The 17227-nt window shown below is 73.6% G+C and carries 1 protein-coding gene (only partly in view); it reads right to left on the bottom strand.

The window, feature by feature from the left end:
• Positions 1 to 17227, bottom strand: the beginning of a protein-coding gene (locus tag ACIBMZ_RS10325) for a hypothetical protein (RefSeq protein WP_396692267.1). It extends 31436 nt beyond the left edge of the window; the window shows 17227 of its 48663 coding nt (coding positions 1–17227); it begins with the start codon at positions 17225 to 17227; its stop codon lies off the left edge, out of view.

The following is a 17227-nucleotide window of genomic DNA, read 5'->3' as shown; positions in this document are numbered from 1 at the left end:
CGGAGTCCTGATCAACCGGTCTACGTCGGATCTCCTGGTTCCCGAGCCCCTCCCACACCGCGTACATGATCTCCGGAATCTGGCCGAGCCAGCGCTGGTCATCGCGCGAGTCGGACCAGAACCGGCGGTCGGAGCGTTCGGGAAAACCCTTGAGCCGGAGCGTGATGCGCATGCCGAAGGTGGTGCCCGTCTCCGGCCCAGCCAGGCCGCCCAACGCGTTCTCGACGAGGTAGGGCAGCGGTTCCATACCGGCCGAGACACGCTCCTCCAGCCACCGCACCAGATCCTGCGCGGGCGCGCCGGTAGCACCGAGGTCCGGCCACTCGCCCTGCCCATCCGCGGAGCCCCGGTCCACCCGGTTCGGCACCTTCAGGTTCCACGGCAGCAGTGGCATCGGAGCGGAGAGCAGATTCGCCAAGTCCGCGTCCGAGATCCCGGCGACGAAGCGGTACGCGGCCCGGATCACCTCGTCGGGCAGTGCCACCCGTCCGGTGATCATCTGGCGGGTGAGGGTCGGCCAGGGTTGCTCGGCCAGCATGCCGGAGAAGTCCACGCCTTGCTGGACCGCCGCCCGGAGCACCGCCTCCTGCCAGCTCACGCGCTCGCCCCGGACGTCGACGGAATTGCTCAGCCGGGCAGTGAGGGTTTCGGCGTCGAGGCCGGACGTCGACAGGTCGACGGCCAGGATCTCACGTACGCGGTCCGCACTCGGTGTCTGTGGCTCCTCGACCGCCGTGTGCGCGACGGTGGGATCGTCGAGCACCCGCCCCAGTCCCGGCACCTGCGGCCCGGCCCGGTGGTCGACCTGCTTCCCACCGAGCACGAGTCCGGCCGTCTGGGCCCGAAGGGCTGGATCGTCGAGCAGCCCGATCAGTCGGTGTGCCCGGTCTCCCAGCCGGTGTGGGCCGCCCGCCCGTGACGGGTCGCGGAAGGCCGGGCCGGTGAAGCGCCATTCCCACATCTCCTGCGGAAGCGGTTGCCGGGCGACACGCACGAGTTCCGCCGCGATCCGGACGCGGGCCTGTAGGGCGCCGGGCCAGACCTGGCCGGGAGTCACGGAGAACGAGACGTGGTCGCCCGAACGCCAGTTCGCGTGAAAGACGAGTGGACCGGTGCGGTGGTGCCGCAGAAATGCTTCGAAGGAGTCGAACTCCCGAATCAGGTCTGCGTGTATGTACTTATACCCCCCGTCGAAGGGAGTGAGCCCGGCGACCGTCAACACATCGGCCTGCGTGTAGTAGAGGTGCGCCAATCGAAGGTAGGCGGCCGCGTCCATGCCGAACCCGGTCCGGACGGAGATCGCCACATGCAGGGCGGCGGCACTGCGCGGGATGCTCTCCGTCAGGTGGGCCAGTCCAGCCCAGTCACCACGTTCGGGTCCGAGCTCGTAGCGCAGATCGCCGTCCACCAGGCTGGCCCCGCGCAGTTCCGCGACCGTCTCCGGCAGAAGACCGGGCTCGGTCAGGGTCAACTGGATCGTCACACCGGTCAGCTCGGGGGCCTCCGGCAGGAACGGCACCAGCCATGCGCCGGGCTGACGTGCCCGTGCCAGTGCCTCGACCACTGCGAGCGGGTCAGCGCCACCGATGAACCGATGGAACAGCTCGGCGGCCTCGCCGGAGTCTGCGGAGGCCAACGCGGCGGCCTGGACGGCGCGATCGCTGTAACGGCTGAGCGCGGCCGAGCCCTCCCGGTTCCACACCCGCCAGAGCTGCTCCGGACCGAGGGCGTACCTCTGGTACATGGACTCGGCCCATGCCTGGTAGTCCGTGACCACCTGCTCGATCGTGGGGCGCACACCGCCCGACACGGCCGGTGGCCGTTGGGTGTTCGCGTACAGCGCCACCGACTCCGGCGCACTGTGCAGTAGCTCCGCGATCTCCAACAACAGGTCGATACCGAGCCAACTACCGTCGTCGAGCAGCGTCGGAAGATTCGACGGGACGGTCCCCGACCGCTGTACGAGCCGGAACAGTCGATCGGTGATCGTGTCGCCCGACGAAAGCCCCGCCCAGCCGGGCCGGGCCCGGATCGACTGGGCGACGTCGTACGCGACGCTGAAGCGGTCGCCGTCGGGCGTCTGGTTGAGCCGGTCGAGGTCGTCGTCGGGTCCGAGCACCGCCGGGTCGACACCGAGGACGGATGCGAGCGCGAACAACCGCGCCGGATCCTGCACCCCGAGGCGGCGTGCCTGATCGACGACCCGGTCGGGAACCTTCCCGATCCGGAGACTGAACGCGGTCACCCAGGCGCGGCTGACACCCAACTGGCTGGCCAGGGCCGCCTGTGCCGGCGTCGACAGGTTCATCCGCTTGGCCAGCGCGTACAGCAGTTCGAGGTAGCCGCGCTGCTCCGGGAAGTGGTCGTCGGTGAGGAGCCCGACGACCCGCGTCTGCGCGGTGGAGTCCAGTCCCCACTGCCAGGTGAGCCACCGGCCGATCAGTCGGCTCCGGTCGGTCGTCGACTGCCAGTCGCTCGCGCCGAGTCCCAGATCGGTCAGGAGCGTCAGCGGTAGCGTGGCCGCCTGATAGACATCGGCGGGAACATGGTCCGGATCGCCCCAGATCCGGGCCGCCAGACCGGTGGCGATCGAGTCCAGATCCTGTTCCCAGAATTCCGTTTCCAGCGGCAGGAGGTCGGCGACCGGAGCGAACTGGTGCAGGTGCACCTCCCACTGGATGGCCAACTCGATCAGCCCGACCTGCGGCGTCCCGGACGGCACCCGATAGGTTCGCGTCGCCGCCAGATCCCGGCCGCCCGACAATCGCGCGTAGTCGAGGACGTCCGCCGGAGGTGCCTCCATCCTGCGTGCCTCGTCGAGCACCGCGAGGTGGTCCACCCACGGGCGCGTCATGATGTCGCGCTGGATGTCCCACTCCTCGGACTCGAACCGCTCGCTGAACCACGTGGCGAACCACAGGTCAGCGGCGCGCTCGACCGGCAGCGGGCTGATCGACGCTGCGCCTCTGGGCGGCCGGTCCGGGTCCCTGACGCGGTCGAGGAGCCCAGCGGCGCTCAGCGCTCCCGGGTGGGCGAGGACATCCTGCATGTCGGCACCCATCAGGTCGAACAGCTCGACCGGCGTCAGGCCGTGGGGGCTCAAGTCCGACGGGGTGTGCGTGCCGACCCACAACGCCCACCACGGCGCGCCGGTCACGTCGTCGAGGCTGTTCCGAAGGTGCGTCACCAGCTCCGCGACGGAGAGCCGGTCCGGTTCCGGCACCGGCACCCGCGGAGATGCCGACAGCAGGCGCGCCGCCGACCGGAATGGCATGAGCTCCGCCGGGGCGGCGTTCATCCGCCAACCCCACTCGAGCAGGACCGGTGGCCGCACCTCCGCCCGATATGCCAGCCTCGGCAGGTAGCTGGGCACCTGACCGGTCTTTCGGGTCAGGTCGAACAGCCAGTGCGCCTCGCCGTCGTCCAGTTCCATCCGCTCGGCCAGACCGACCAGGCGGGGCAGGTCGGCCCAGGCGTTTGCGGCCAGTGCCCGCACCTCGTCGGCGGACACCCCGAACCGGGTCGCCCACCTGGTCGCCTGCGCCTCGGTGACCGGAGGCACCTGCCGGTACAGGCCGGACGGCGTCAACGCGCCGAAGGAGCCTGCGACGTCGTACGGCGTCAACGCGCGGAGGAAGCCGGCGATGTCGTCCAGCGGCCGGTCGCCGAGCATCCGATAGAGCTGTAGCCGTAGGTGCCGGGACGACAGATCCGCGAGCAGCGCGGTGGCCGGGAAGCCGAGTCGGCCACTCAGTGATGCGTACCGGAGGAGTTGCTTCGGCGTACGGAACCCGTGCTCCCGGGCGACGCCGAGGACCGCCTCCCCCAGCGAGCGAAGCGGACCGCCCTGCGTGGACGCGGTCGCACGCCGCACGCCCTCCCGCACCACGTCACCGATCATCAGCAGCGCGGACCAACTGTCCGCTGCCGAATCCGTCCACTGTGCTTTTCCAGGCGTGCTGGAGTCGGTGGGCACTACGGGCGCCGGGGACTGCGGCTCGGCACTGTACGGCGGTGGTTCGGCCTCGGTGGCCTTCGCCGCCGACCGGAGCTCGTCGACCAGTCGATTCAGATCGTCGGCCACTCGCTCCGGCTTGTCGGCCTTGGGAAGACCGAGTTCCGCCACCACGGACGTCGGATCGTCACCCCGATGGTGCTGCTCCCAGGCCCAGTCGAACGACCGCGACATCAGGTGCGCCGGCAGCGCGTCCAACAACTCCAACGACACGCCCCGGGCGTTGAGCCACCGCAGTACCGGCAGGTCGGCCGGGTCCAGAATCAGCCGGCGGCCGATGTCGGCCAGCAGGCCCAGATCGTGGTCGGTGTACACCCCGTACGGCCGCAGCCGCCACCGCAGTTCGGCCAGCAGTTCGTCGGGCGCGATGTCGTCGCGTCCGGCCGCCGTCGCGGCCAGCTCGCCACCGAACACCTCCAGCGCGTACGGATCCACCCCGAGTTCCACGGCGAGCAGGTACCAGGCCCGCAGGAGTCCCGGAACCGCACCGGTCGGGTTCGCGCCGAGCGACGACAGTTCCCGGCGACGGCCTTCGATCTCGACATGCTGCGAGGCGATCTCCCGCGCGGCATGACGTACGCGGGCGGCGGCGGCAGTCCGCGCGTCGCGGATCCTGTCGACGTCTGCCGCCGCCCTGGCCAGTTCCTCCTGCGTATCGGCGAGTTCCGTGACCAGGGCCGCATGGTCGGCCAGCCGCTCCCGGTCGTGTTCCATCCGACGCCGGAGGTCGTCCGCGCGGGTCTGGAGGCGTTCCGCCGCACCGTCGAGGGCGGTCTCCTTGGTCTGCCAGTAGCCGTGGTGGTACTCGGCCGACCAGTGCGCCTGCTTCGCCCGGTTCAGCTCGACTTCCGCGTGTGCCAACCCGCCGCGCTTGTGGGTTAGCACCGCCGCCACCACCAACGGCTCGATCCGGCCCGGCTCCGGCACCCGCTCGATGAGCTGCACCCACCGCAGCAACCGGGTCAGCCGGGCATCCTCGACCACCAGGTCGTCTTCACCGATGACCTCCAGCAGCTTCGCCAGCCGCCAGAACCCCGCACCGTCGAACCCGTTCGGCTGACTCCTCAGCAACCGGTCCCAGCCGTCGGGGCCACCCAACGCGTCGGTGAGCGTCCGGTGCTGGTCGGCGCTCAGCCCCGAGGCCGACGGTGCTCTCCGCTGCTCGGCGCTCAGCGTCGACGCCGCCCGCTCGTAGGTGGGCAACTCGTCGCGCAGCGGAACGGCGTCGCGCATGATCCGGTCGGCGTCGCCAGGCGACACCGACAGCTCCACCGCACCGTCCAGCCGGACCGCCAGTGGCGGCGCTGCCGCCGAACCCGTCGGAGTCACCTGCGCGAGCAGCCCCACCCGGATCCGCTCGCGGCTGGTGCCGTCCCGATCCGACCGGCCGAGGCGTACGCCGCCGAACATGGCCAGCTCGATCCGGATCGGACCCGCCGCCACACCCGATCCACGCAGCGCGTCGGGCAGCAGCGCGGTCAGCCCCGGCGCGGAGAGTGCGTGATGGATCTCGTCCACCATGACCGGGTCGGCCACCGCCGGGTGGGGCCGGACGCCGCCCCGGGCACTCGCCGACCGGCGGCCGGTCCAGCGGCCCGAGTGGAGTTCCGCCATCACCGCGTCGTTGAGCGCACGCACCGACGTCGGGACGACCGCGCTGACCTGGATCTGTCCGTTCCTTACGGCGTCCGTGGTCACCGCCAGCGACCGCAGGCCGAGCGCCCCGAGCGTCTCCTGCGGACCGCCGGGCAGTGCCGGCACCGGCGCGACGCCGTCGCGATCGATCCGCAGCTTCGGCTGCGTCAGGATCTGGTCCGGCACCGTCACCTGCTGATCGAGCAGCACCGCACGGGTCTGTGGCAGATCAGTGACCGGTTCGAGGCTCGGAAGTCCCGGCGGTACCGGCCCGGTGTGCTCCAACCGCACCGTCACCAGCAGAGATGCGTCGTAGCGATGCGCACCGTCAGCCGAATCGACGTGCCGGTAGGGGCCGGCCGACTCGGCCCGCACGACCAACCGGAACCGGTCGTCCCCGGACCTTCCGGACCGGGCCGGGCGGATGATCACACCGGCCTGAAATTGTGCGGCCGGGACGGCCCTGAGGCGCTCGGTGGAGAGCAGCTCGGTCAACCGCCCCGTCGACCGGCCCGACGCACCGATCACGCTCCAGCGGCTCTGCACGAGTCTCGGCGCGTACGCGCCGACCACGTCTCTGGCGGCCTCCGACACGGGATCCGGAACGGCCGGGTCCGGTGCCGAGAGGGAACGCTGCTCGTGCTGGAGGGGAAGCGCTGCGGCGGGCAGGAGTTCGGGTGGCCACGTCCCGACCGCCACCGGCGTCTCGGCCGGATCGGGCGGGCTGGCGGTGATCTCGGCGGGCTCGTCCGGTGCCGATCCGGCCCCCGCGACGAGGGCGGGGTCGTCCCTGCGGCCGGGCCGGGGCGGGGTGGCGACGGTGACCGGCGCCTCATCCGGCATGGTGTCCCAGGCGAACAGCCGGTCCAGTTGCCGTTCCCGCTCGATCGCCGGGCCCTCCAGCGGCAGCGCGGCGTAGTCGACGCGTGCGGAGGCGTACGCGGCGTTGGCACGGATCCTCTGGAGCGCCAGTTCGGCCCCACCGCGCAGGGTCCGGGCCGGGTCTGCGTCGTTGGCCCGCTTGCGCTGCACGGCGTCCTTGTACACCCGGTACAGCTCGCTCCGACGCGCCTCCACCGCCTCGGTCGCCCCCCGATCGGCACCGAGCCGACCCCGGTACAACTGCTCGCCGTACTCGTGGTCGTCGGTGCCCGGCACGGCCGGGTCGTCCAGCGCGGCCTGGAGCACCCGGTCGTCCTCGACGGCGAGGTGCCGCCGCAGGTCGGCCACCGTGCGGTGGGTGGCGGCCAGGTAACGGGCCATCAGGAAGTACTGCTCGACGTGCTCCCACTCGTGGCGCATCGTGGTGACCACGGCCTGCCAGGTGTCCAGCTTGTCGGAGAGCAGCAGACGCCAACGACGATGTTCGAAGCCACCGTGTAGATCATGGCCCTTACCATCGCCAGGACGGCCGGGGGCGTTGAGTGTCGGGTCGAACGCCGGCACCGGCACGTGTCCCGGCCCGGCCGGATTGAGCGTGTCCGACAGGTACGCCCAGAGCTCCTCCTTGGCCTCCAGGCTGGGCTTACCGGTGAGACCGTGCCCGATCCGGCGCGCCGCCTCGTGGTACTCGACCAACCGGCGGTCCTCCGGCAGGTGGCGGTCGGGTCGCTCGGCGACCAGATCCTTCATCTCCAGCCGGCCCAACCGCTGCTCCGGCAGGCCGCGCAGATACGTGCTCAGCTCGTCCCACACCTCACCGGGTGGGTTGACCCCGGGCGCACCGACCAGCACCAGCGTCTTCGCGTTGTCGGGGCGGGCCAGGAACCCGGTGATCACCGACTCCGGGGCGCCGGGTGGCCGAATCCAGATCAGGTTCGGGTACTCCACCAGGGTGTGCCCGGCGGCCATCGGCCGGGTCCGTGACGCGTCGCTCAGGGTCGTGTCGTCGTCGACCAGGTACCAGCCGTCGTCCGCCGACGCACCGCCGGGCAGACGGGGGAACGGCACCGGCGTTCCGGCGGTCACCTGACCGACCGGTACGGCCATGACCGCCCCCGCCGGCAGGTGCCGGTCCACGAGCGACCGCAGTTTCTCCGGCGTCACCCGCCGCCCGGTGCGCGGCACCTCCACCTGCTGCCGACGGGTGACCGCCGGGTCCAGGGCGCGGAGGTACCGGCCCACCACGCTCATGTCGGTCACCGACCGGTCGACCCGCAACGCCTCCCGACCCGCCACCAGCGGTGCGCCCGCGTCCTCCGCCGACGTCGGGGCCGCGCCCCGATAGAGCCGGTAGGTGTCGGCCTGCTCGTGCCGGATCTGGTATCCCTCGGGGACGGCAGCCGCGCGTACGGCCAGTTGCGCCTCACGGGCTCGCCGTTCCTGCTCGGCCTGCCGCGTCCGCAACGCCTCGTCGAGCTCGCGCCGCCGCCGGACCTCCTCGGCCTGCCGGACCTCCTCGGCCTGCCGCGCCACCTCCCGCTCGTGGATGACGAGCGTGACGCGCTGCTCGTACGTCAGGCCACGGCCCTCGCCCCGGCCCCGCAGCACCGTCCACTCGGCCTCGGTCAGCGGGCCGGGCAGCTCACGCGGGGGCAGCAGCACCGGTTGCCGGTCCCGGTCCAGCACGATCCGGACCCCACGGTCACCGTACGGGCTGCGCCCCTGCTCGGCCGCCTCCACCTGCTGCCGGAGCTGTCCGGCCCGGGCATCGTCCGCGCCGACCGCGACCAGTTCGTCCAGCTCCGCCCGGCCGCGCTGCGCGAACGACCGCAGTGCCTCGACCACGTCCCGCCGCCGCAGCGGCGACAGACCCGCGCCGAGCCCCTCGCCGTCGAGGATCCGCTGCTCGCCTGCGGACGGGGCGACCACCGGCGGCACCGGCGGGGGTCCGTCCGACGCCGGGACCGGTGGCACGGGCTGCTCGTCGTGGGAGTGCGTGACCTCGCCGGTCAACACGGCTTCGAGATGGGCGATCCGGTCCGCGCGCCACAACCGTTGCGAGACCGAGCCGCCCGGCAGGGCGTCCCAGGCGCGCAGCTCCGCCAACTCCGCCTGCACCTGCGCGGTCTGCCAGGCCCAGTTGCGCTCGCCGACGATCAGGTCGATGCGTTGGTCGAACGGCAGCCCCCGGCCCTCGCCCCGACCGGCCAGCACCTCCCGCTCGGCCTCGGTCAGCGGCTCGTCGCGGACGTCCGACGGTGGCGGCTGTCGCACCGGGGCGACCGTCCGCACCAACGGGGCCGGCCGGTCACCGGCCGAGGCATCGCCCACCAGGGCTTCCAGGTCGGCGATGTGCTGCGCCCGCCACGCCTGATCCGACGGCGGCTCGTCCGGCAGCGGCTCCCGGTCCCGCAGCTCCGCCAACTCGACCCGCAACTGCTCGGTCTGCCAGGCCGCGTTGCGCTCGGCGACCACCAGGTCGACCCGCTGGTCGTACGACAGGCCCTCGCCCGCCCCCTGTCCGGCCAGCACCCTCCGTTCGGCCCCGGTCAGCGGCAGGCCGCGTACGTCACGCGGTGGCAGCAGTTCCGGTCGGCCGTCCCGGCCGGGCACCACCCGCACGCCCCGCTCCCCGTACGGGCTGAGGCCCTGCTCGGCCGCCTCCACCTGCTGCCGTAGCCGGGTGGCCTGCCGCAGGTCTGCTGGACCGCCTGCCGCCGTGAGGTCGTCGATGCGGGTCCGCGTCTGCTGCACGAACGATCGCAGCGCCTCCACGGTCTGCACCCGCCGCGCCGGTGACAGCCCTTCGCCGAGACGCTGACCCGCCAGGATCCGCCGCTCCGGCACCGACGGACGCTCCACCGTCGGAGGCGGCGGACGCTCCACCGTCCGCACCGGGGGTGCCGACTCCCCGCCTGCCGGGCGCTCGCGGATCACCGACGGACTCTCGACCGGCCGCACCGGCGGGACCGGTTCCTCGGTCACCGGCGGCAACGCGTCGTGCTCGGTGACCACCACGGTCTCCGGTCGCGGCGGCGCCGGCTCGCGGCCGTGTTCCAGGACCTCCCACTCCACCCGGGTGGCGGAGGTACCAGGCGTGGCGCTGTCGCGTGGCTGGACACTCGGGCGTCCGCGCTGGTCCAGGACGACCCGGAACCCGCCGTCGCCGTACGGGCTGAGGCCCTGCCTCGCCAGCTCGACCTGCTGCCGTAGCTCGGTGATGCGGGCGGCGCCGGCCGCAGCAGCCGTCGGGCCCTCCAGCCAGGTCTCGGCGCCCCGCGCGAACGACCGCAGCGCCTCGACCGTGAGCACCCGGTGTCCCGGTGACAGACCCGCGCCCAGACCTTCGCCGTCGAGGATCCGCTGCTCCCCTTCGGACGGGTCGGTGATCCGTCGGGAACGCGCCTGCAGGTGGGCCAGCTCCGGCGGCAGCATCGTCGGTGTCTCGACCCCGGTCGCCCCGGACTGCCGCGCCCAGGCCCGCTCGTTGAGCACCAGGTTCACCCGCTGGTCCGGCCGCAGCCCGAAGCCGGCACCCCCGCCCTGCAAGACCTCCAACTCCGCAGGTGTCGCGTTCTCCCACGCCCGCGCACTCCGGTCGGCGGTCGACGTTCCCGCAGGCGGCCTCGGCACCGGTACGACGATCGGCTCCGGCGTACGCCCGGCCAGCGTCGACTGGATCTCGGCGATCCGCTGCGACCGCTGCACCCACTCCGAGATCGGCTCACCGGGCGTGCGCACCTGCCGCCGCAGGTCCGCCAACTCCGCCCGCAACCGCTGCTCGGACTGCCGCGCCCAGGCCCGCTCGTTGAGCACCAGGTTCACCCGCTGGTCGGGCCGCAACCCGAAGCCGGCACCCCGACCGGCCAACACCTCCTGCTCGGCGGGCGTCGGGTTCTCCACTCGACGCGGTCCGGCACCGGACGGCCTCGACACTGATGCGGGCTCCGGCGTACGGTCGCCCAGCGCGACCTGGATGTCGTACATCCGCTGGGAGCGCCACACCCACTCCGAGATCGGCTCACCGGGCGTGCGCACCTGCCGCCGCAGGTCCGCCAACTCCGCCCGCAACCGCTGCTCGGACTGCCGCGCCCAGGCCCGCTCGTTGAGCACCAGGTTCACCCGCTGGTCCGGGCGTAACCCGAAACCAGCTCCCCCGCCGTGCAGGATCTCGGTCTCGGCGGGAGTCGCGTTCTCCCACGCCCGGGCGGTCCGCTCCGCAGCCGACTCGCCCGCAGGCGGCCTGGGCACCGACGCCTCGACCGGTTGCTCGCCAAGCGCCGACCTGATCTCCGCGATCCGCTGGGACCGCCGCACCCACTCCGAGATGGGTTCGCCCGGCGTCCGCACCCGACCGCGCAGATCCGCCAACTCCGCCCGCAGACCCGCCTCGACCTCAGCCGCCCGCCGCGCCCAGTTCCGCTCGTTGAGCACCAGGTTGACGCGCTGATCCGGCCGCAACCCGAACCCCGCACCACCACCCTGCAAGATCTCCCGCTCCGCAGGCGACGCGTCCTTCCAGGCCCGCGTACTGCGCTGCGCAGCCGACTCACCCGCGGGCAGCCTCGGCAACGACACCTCGGCACGCACACCCAACGCCGACTCGAGTTCCGCGATGCGCTGATCCCGCCACAACCACTCCAGCCCGTCCGGCTCCACCCGTGTGGTGGCGGGGGCACCGGGCGTGTCGATCTCAGGTGCCCGCAGTTCGGGGTTGCCACGCCGGTGCAGCACGACCCGGACTCCACCATCCCCGTACGGGTTGAGGCCCTGCCGCGCCAACTCCACCTGCCGCCGCAACTCGGCCTGCCGCGCCGTCCCGGCCGCAGCCGCCTTCGGCCCCGCCAGCCAGGTCTCGGCGCCCTGCGCGAACGACCGCAGCGCCTCCACCACCAGCACCCGCTGATCCGGCCGCACGCCCGCGCCCAGCCCCGCACCATCGAGGATTCGCTGCTCCGCCTCGGACGGGTTCTGCCCCCACTGCTCCCGTGCCCGCAGATCCGCCAGCTCCGCCCGCAGACCCGCCTCGATCTCAGCCGCCTGCCGCGCCCAGTTCCGCTCGTTGAGCACCTGGTTGACCCGCTGGTCGGGGCGCAGCCCGGCACCCGCGCCCCCGCCCTGCAACACCGTCAACTCGGCAGGTGACGCGTTCGCCCACGCCCGCGCCCGCCGGTCAGCAGGCGACTCACCCGCAGACGCCTTCGGCACCGGCACGTCCACCGGCTCCGGAGCGCGTCCGCCCAGCCTCGACTCGATCTCCGCGATCCGCTGTTCCCGCCACACCCACTCCGAGATCGGCTCACCCGGAGTCCGCACCCGACCCCGCAGATCCGCCAGCTCGGTCCGCAACGCGTCCTCGGCCGCTTTCGCGTACTCGGCCGAGATCCGGTCGTTGAGCACCACGTTCACCCGCTGGTCGGGGCGTAGCCCGGCGCCCGCACCCCCGCCCCGCAGCACCTCGATCTCCGCAGGCGACGCGTTCGCCCATGCCTGCGCCCGCCGGTCAGCAGCCGATCCGGGCGCTGGCGCGTCGCCTCTGGCCGGTGCGGGTTCCTGCCCGGTCGACGGCTCGGGTCTGGTGCCCGGCTCGGGCTGGGGACCCGACTCCGGCTGCACCGTCGCGGCAGGCCCGCCCTCGGCCGGCGCGACCTGGGATGGCGTCGGCCTTGCCGGTTGTTCGGTCGTCGACGCGGGCCGACCATCCCGGATCGGCGTCGTCGGCTCGGGCGTTCCGGTAGGCGGCATCGACGACCCGGCCGGCGGTTCCGTCCGTCCCGTGCCGGGCCCCGGCGCGGACTCCAGACGCTTCGTGCCCGACTCCGGGCGCTGCCCGAACGGCTCACCAGGTCGCGGTGCCGGGTCGGCGGCCGGCGGGTCCTTACGCAACGTGCCGGGCTTGACCGGCCCGGACTCCGGCGGCGACTCCAATCGCCGGTTCGCCGACTCCGGACGTTGCCCGAACGCCTCGCCCGGCCGCCCCGCGTCGCCCGCCGGCCGGTCCTTGCGCACCTTCCCGAGCCCGGCCGATCCCGACTCCGGCGACGACTCCAACCGCCGGGTGCCCGACTCGGGACGCTGCCCGAAGGTCTCGCCCGGCCGTCCCTGGTCACCGACGGGCCGGTCCTTACGCAACTTCCCAGGCGTGACCTGCTCCGGCTCCGGGGACGACTCCAACCGTCGAGTCCCCGACTCCGGACGCTGCCCGAACGCCTCGCCCGGCCGCGACTGCCCCGGCGGCTTGGTGACGTCTCCAGGCGTACGGGAACTCTCGCCCGCCCGCGTCCCCGTGCCCAGGTTGACGTCATCACCCGGCTTGGGTCCGCCGCCGGGCTTGACCTCTGCGCGCTTGGCCGCGCCCTCCACCAGGTCCGCCATCTGTCCGTGCAGACTGTCGCGGGCCGCAACGGGCTGTCCGGCCGACCTCGGGCCCGGTGCGGTGGCCGGACCGGACCGCGCCCCGAAGACCTCGCCCGGCTGCGACCCGGCCGGCGTCCGGGTGTCGGTGGTCGTGACGCGGTCCGGGACACGCTTGGCACCGCTCGGCGGTGCCCCCTCGGTCCCGGAGGGCGAGCGTTGGCCGCCCTGCCCGGCTGGTGCCCGGGTCTCGCCCCCGACGCCCCGGGGCGCGTCACCGACATCGCGGACGCCCCGGGTGGCCCAGGCCGGGTTGTCCACCGTCGGCTCGATGTACCGGTCCGGGGTCACCGTCTCGGTACGGCTGCCGGTGCGCGGCTCCCGCATCCCCAGCGGGCCCTGCGATCCACCGGTACGCGACGAGCCGCCGCCCTCCGCCCCGGCCGAGCGGCCCGGTTGCGGGCTGCCGGTGTCGGTCCTCGGCGTCGGCGTGTCGGTCGACCGGGGCGGAGTGACGACCTCCCCGGTTCGGCCCGGTCCCGTTCCGCCGCCGTCCAGGCCCCGCCGTCCCGGCGGGACCGGGCTGCCGTCGGCGTCCGGCCGGGGTGCCCGGCCACCGAGCTGCTGGCCCTCGCCGTACCCCTTCCAGCTTCCGCCGGAGGCCGGCGCGTCCGGGGTGGTGCCCCTGCCCCCCGGTGCGATCCCGCCGCCGGTGTTGCCGCCCGGTCCCGCCGACTTGATGACGACGGAGGGCGGTTGTGGGGCCGGTGCGTCACCGCCCCGACGGAACATTCCCCCGAAGTCCTTCAGCGAGTTGATCAGGCGGTCTGTCGTCCCGCCGCCGAGCCGGTTTCCGGGACCGGGCATGTCCGGGGTCGGCCGGGAGGTCACCGCGAGCGGCGCGGGCTCCGGTGGGTTGAGTTGCCACCCGGGGCGGCCCTTGACGTCGACCATCTGCCCCCGGCCCCGGTCCAGGGCGGAGACGGCGGACTTGCCGGGGGTGTGCTCCTGCCAGGAGTAGAAGCTGCCCTCCGGGGCGCGCCCGCCGGAGTCCGGCAGGACGCGGTTGTCCCGGTCGGGCATCCGCATCCAGCGGTCCGACGACTGCTGGTTGCCGGCACCGGGCCGGCCCTGCACCGCCTCGTCCGGCAGACGGACCCACTTCTCCCCGTTGATCTCCCGGACCTGGGCGGGATATTCGCTGACCTGGTTGTTCCCGGCCGGTCTCGACGAGACACCGAACTGGTCGTCCCGGACCGCCTTGCCGTCGCCCAGGCGACGCCCGGCGCCGGGGTCGGGTGGATCCACCGGATCGGTCCGGGGCGGTCGGCCGAGCCCTCCTGGGCCGTGCGGCTCACCGCTGGATCCGCCGAGCCGCACACCCGGCGGTTGCTCCGGTCCACGTTGCAACAACAGGAACTCGGTGCCGAACTTGTCCCGTCGGATGTGCCAGTCCCACTCGCCGGTGTACTGGTCGCGGCCCGAGGTCTTGGGGGGTGGCGCCTCGGCAGGTGGCGGGACCGGGGCTTTCGCCTCCAGGTCGGGTCGCGGACCGCCGGGTCCCTTCGGCCCCACCACGGGTACGGGCGTCTGGTCCGGATAGGGCGCCCGAGCGTCGATGCCGTCGGGCCCGGTGTGCCGCGGACCACCGGGCATGGGCTTCGTCGGCAGCGGGACCTGCTTGAGCGGAGTATCGACCCCCGGCTGACCACTGAACTGCCGACCCGCGCCCCCCTGCGCGTCGCCGCCGACGGGCCGCCGTGGGGTCAGGGCGGTGATGTGATCGTCCAGGCGCTGCACGACGAGGGCGTTGCCACCGGTGGGCTGCCCGCCGGGGCTGTCGGCGAGGATCCTTTCGCGCAGCGCGCGCATCTCGGTCAGCGTGCCCGGCCGACTGGACTGCGACACCCCGGGTTGACCCTTGCCGCCGCCTCCCTCGGCGATGAGGTCGCGGATCCGCGCGTCGAGGTTGGCCTGCACCGGGTTCGTCTTGCCCGGCTCCGGCGCGCCCTTCGAGGACGCGCCCACCGGGGCGGTGTCCGTGGTCGGCTTGCCCTGTCCGACGACCGGCGGCTGGTCGCCGTTGGTGCCGCCCGGACGGGAGCCGGGCGGGACGTCGCCCGGGACCTGTTCGGGTGCGTCCGGCCGGGTCGTCGCGTGCGAGGTGGGTCGGGGTGACGTGACCGGAGTGTCCGGCCGGACGGCCGGCGGCTCGCCGGAGACGGTTGCCCGGTCCAGCGGTGGTCGCGTGGTGACCGGGGTCCTGACGTCTGCCGGCAGGTCGTTGGCGGCGAGGTTGCCCCGTGGGCCGGGCTGCCCGGCAGGTGGCACCGGTGTGGACGGCTCGGGGGTGGCCGGTCTCGGGGTGGGCGTGGGGACGTCGACCACCTGGTTGGCCGAGATTCCCTCGACGGGGCGCCCTGGACGCGGGGCCCCGCCGATGGTGCCGCCGCCGGGCGTGTTCACCGGGTTCCCCTCGACACCCGGCTGGACCGGGCGGGCGGGCGGCGGAACGGACACGGTGGGGTCGGGAGTACCTCCGGCAGGTCTGCCGCCCGGCAGCGGAACGTCCGCCACCGAGCCGCCGCCCGGCCGGACCACGGGCGGGTCGACGGTCACGCCCGGACCGGGCGGCGGCGTGCCGGACCGGGTCGGTGTGGGAGCGTTCGGGGACACGTCCCGGACAGGGCCGTTGCCGGGTAGGTCCCGCGCTCCGCCCGGGGTGGCGGGCAGGTCGGGGCTGGCGGCCGGCGGCCGTCCTCCGCCCGGCGTGGCGGGCAGGTCGGGGCTGACAGCGGGCGACCGTCCTCCGCCCGGCGTGGCGGGCAAGTCGGGGCTGACAGCGGGCGACCGTCCTCCGCCCGGCGTGGCGGGCAGGTCGGGGCTGACAGCAGGCGACCGTCCTCCGCCCGGCGTGGCGGGCAGGTCGGGGCTGACAGCAGGCGACCGTCCTCCGCCCGGCGTGGCGGGCAAGTCGGGGCTGACAGCAGGCGACCGTCCTCCGCCCGGCGTGGCGGGCAAGTCGGGGCTGGCGGCAGGCGGGCGTCCTCCGCCGGGAGTGGCGGGCACCGGCTCGGGCGTCAACTGTGACGGCGGCCGAGGGTCGGCGGTGACGGCACGCGGAGGCGGCGCGGGCGCGTCCACTCCGGCCATCGCCGGTCCACCGGGTGTCCGCGTGCCGACGGGTGGCGCACCCGCGTCGGCCTTCGGCGGTGGGGTGGTGCGGGCGGGCGGTGGCAGGCTGCTGGCCGCGTTGCCGTTGCCGACCGCCGGTGGCCGGGTATCGGGCTGCGACAACCCGGCTCGGGGTTGCGGTCGGGCTGGTGGTGGCGTGGTCACCGGGCCGTCGAGGCGGGCCGGCGGCGGTGTGGTCCGCGCCGGTGCGCCGCCGGGCGCCGAGGGCGGGGGTTGGTCGACTGTGGTGGGGCGGGTGGTCCGGGTCGGCGCGGCACCACCACCGGCGGTCGCCCGCCCACCGGCTGGGCGAACCGGTGGCGGCGTCGAACTGGCACTGACCGGACCCGGTGTCGGGGGCCGGCCACCGAGGGCACTGTACGGGGGTGGTGCGCCGAGCGGTGGGCCGTCCGGCGAGCCGACGCCCGGTATGTCGCCGCGACCGGTCCGCACGTCCGGGGTGGGGGTGTCGCCGGGTCGGCCACCGGTGTTCGTGCCGTCCAGGCCCTTGACCGTCGGCACGTCGGTCGACTTCGGCCCACCGCCGCCGACCTTGCCGAGGCCCCGGGTGGAGAGTCCGAACAGACCGCCCAGACCGGCGGCGGCACCGACGCTGATCCAACTCTCGTTGGTGATCTCGAACTTGCCATCGACGTGCGACGCGATCGCCTGGGCGAAGACCTCGGCGGCAAGTTGGGTGGAACCGAACACGGCCGCGCCGATACCGAACTGGAACGACAGGTTGACGATGGCCCGCAGCGCCGTGGCGAGACCGGCGACCGCCCGCGCCATCGCCGCGACGAGCGCGGCAAGCGCCGGGCCGATCGCGAAACCGACGATGAAACCGAAGAGCAGTCCGAAGATGACGCTCAGGATCGTGACGAGGGACTGTTTGCGGAGCTCTTCGAGCTTCTTGCGGATCTCGTCCGCCATCTTGCGCAACCGTCGGGCCCAGCGGCGACACAACTCGGCGGTGTTGCGGAGGTTCTTCTCGAGATTGGGCAGCGTGCGGGTGGCCGCCGCCCGCCCGCTTCCCTGCCAGTTGCCGACCTGATTCAGGGCCTTCGACGGTACGAGGCGCAACCGATCGAGGTCCTCGGCCTTGGCCTCCCACTGCGCGGCGAGCGCATCGAGTTTGTCAGGATCCGGATGGGTGTCGCTCGCCAT

It is taken from the genome of Micromonospora sp. NPDC049900 (assembly GCF_044461025.1).
Lineage (GTDB): Bacteria > Actinomycetota > Actinomycetes > Mycobacteriales > Micromonosporaceae > Micromonospora.
The sequence above is the reverse complement of the archived record's forward strand: the minus strand, read 5'-3'. Positions and strand labels throughout refer to the sequence as shown.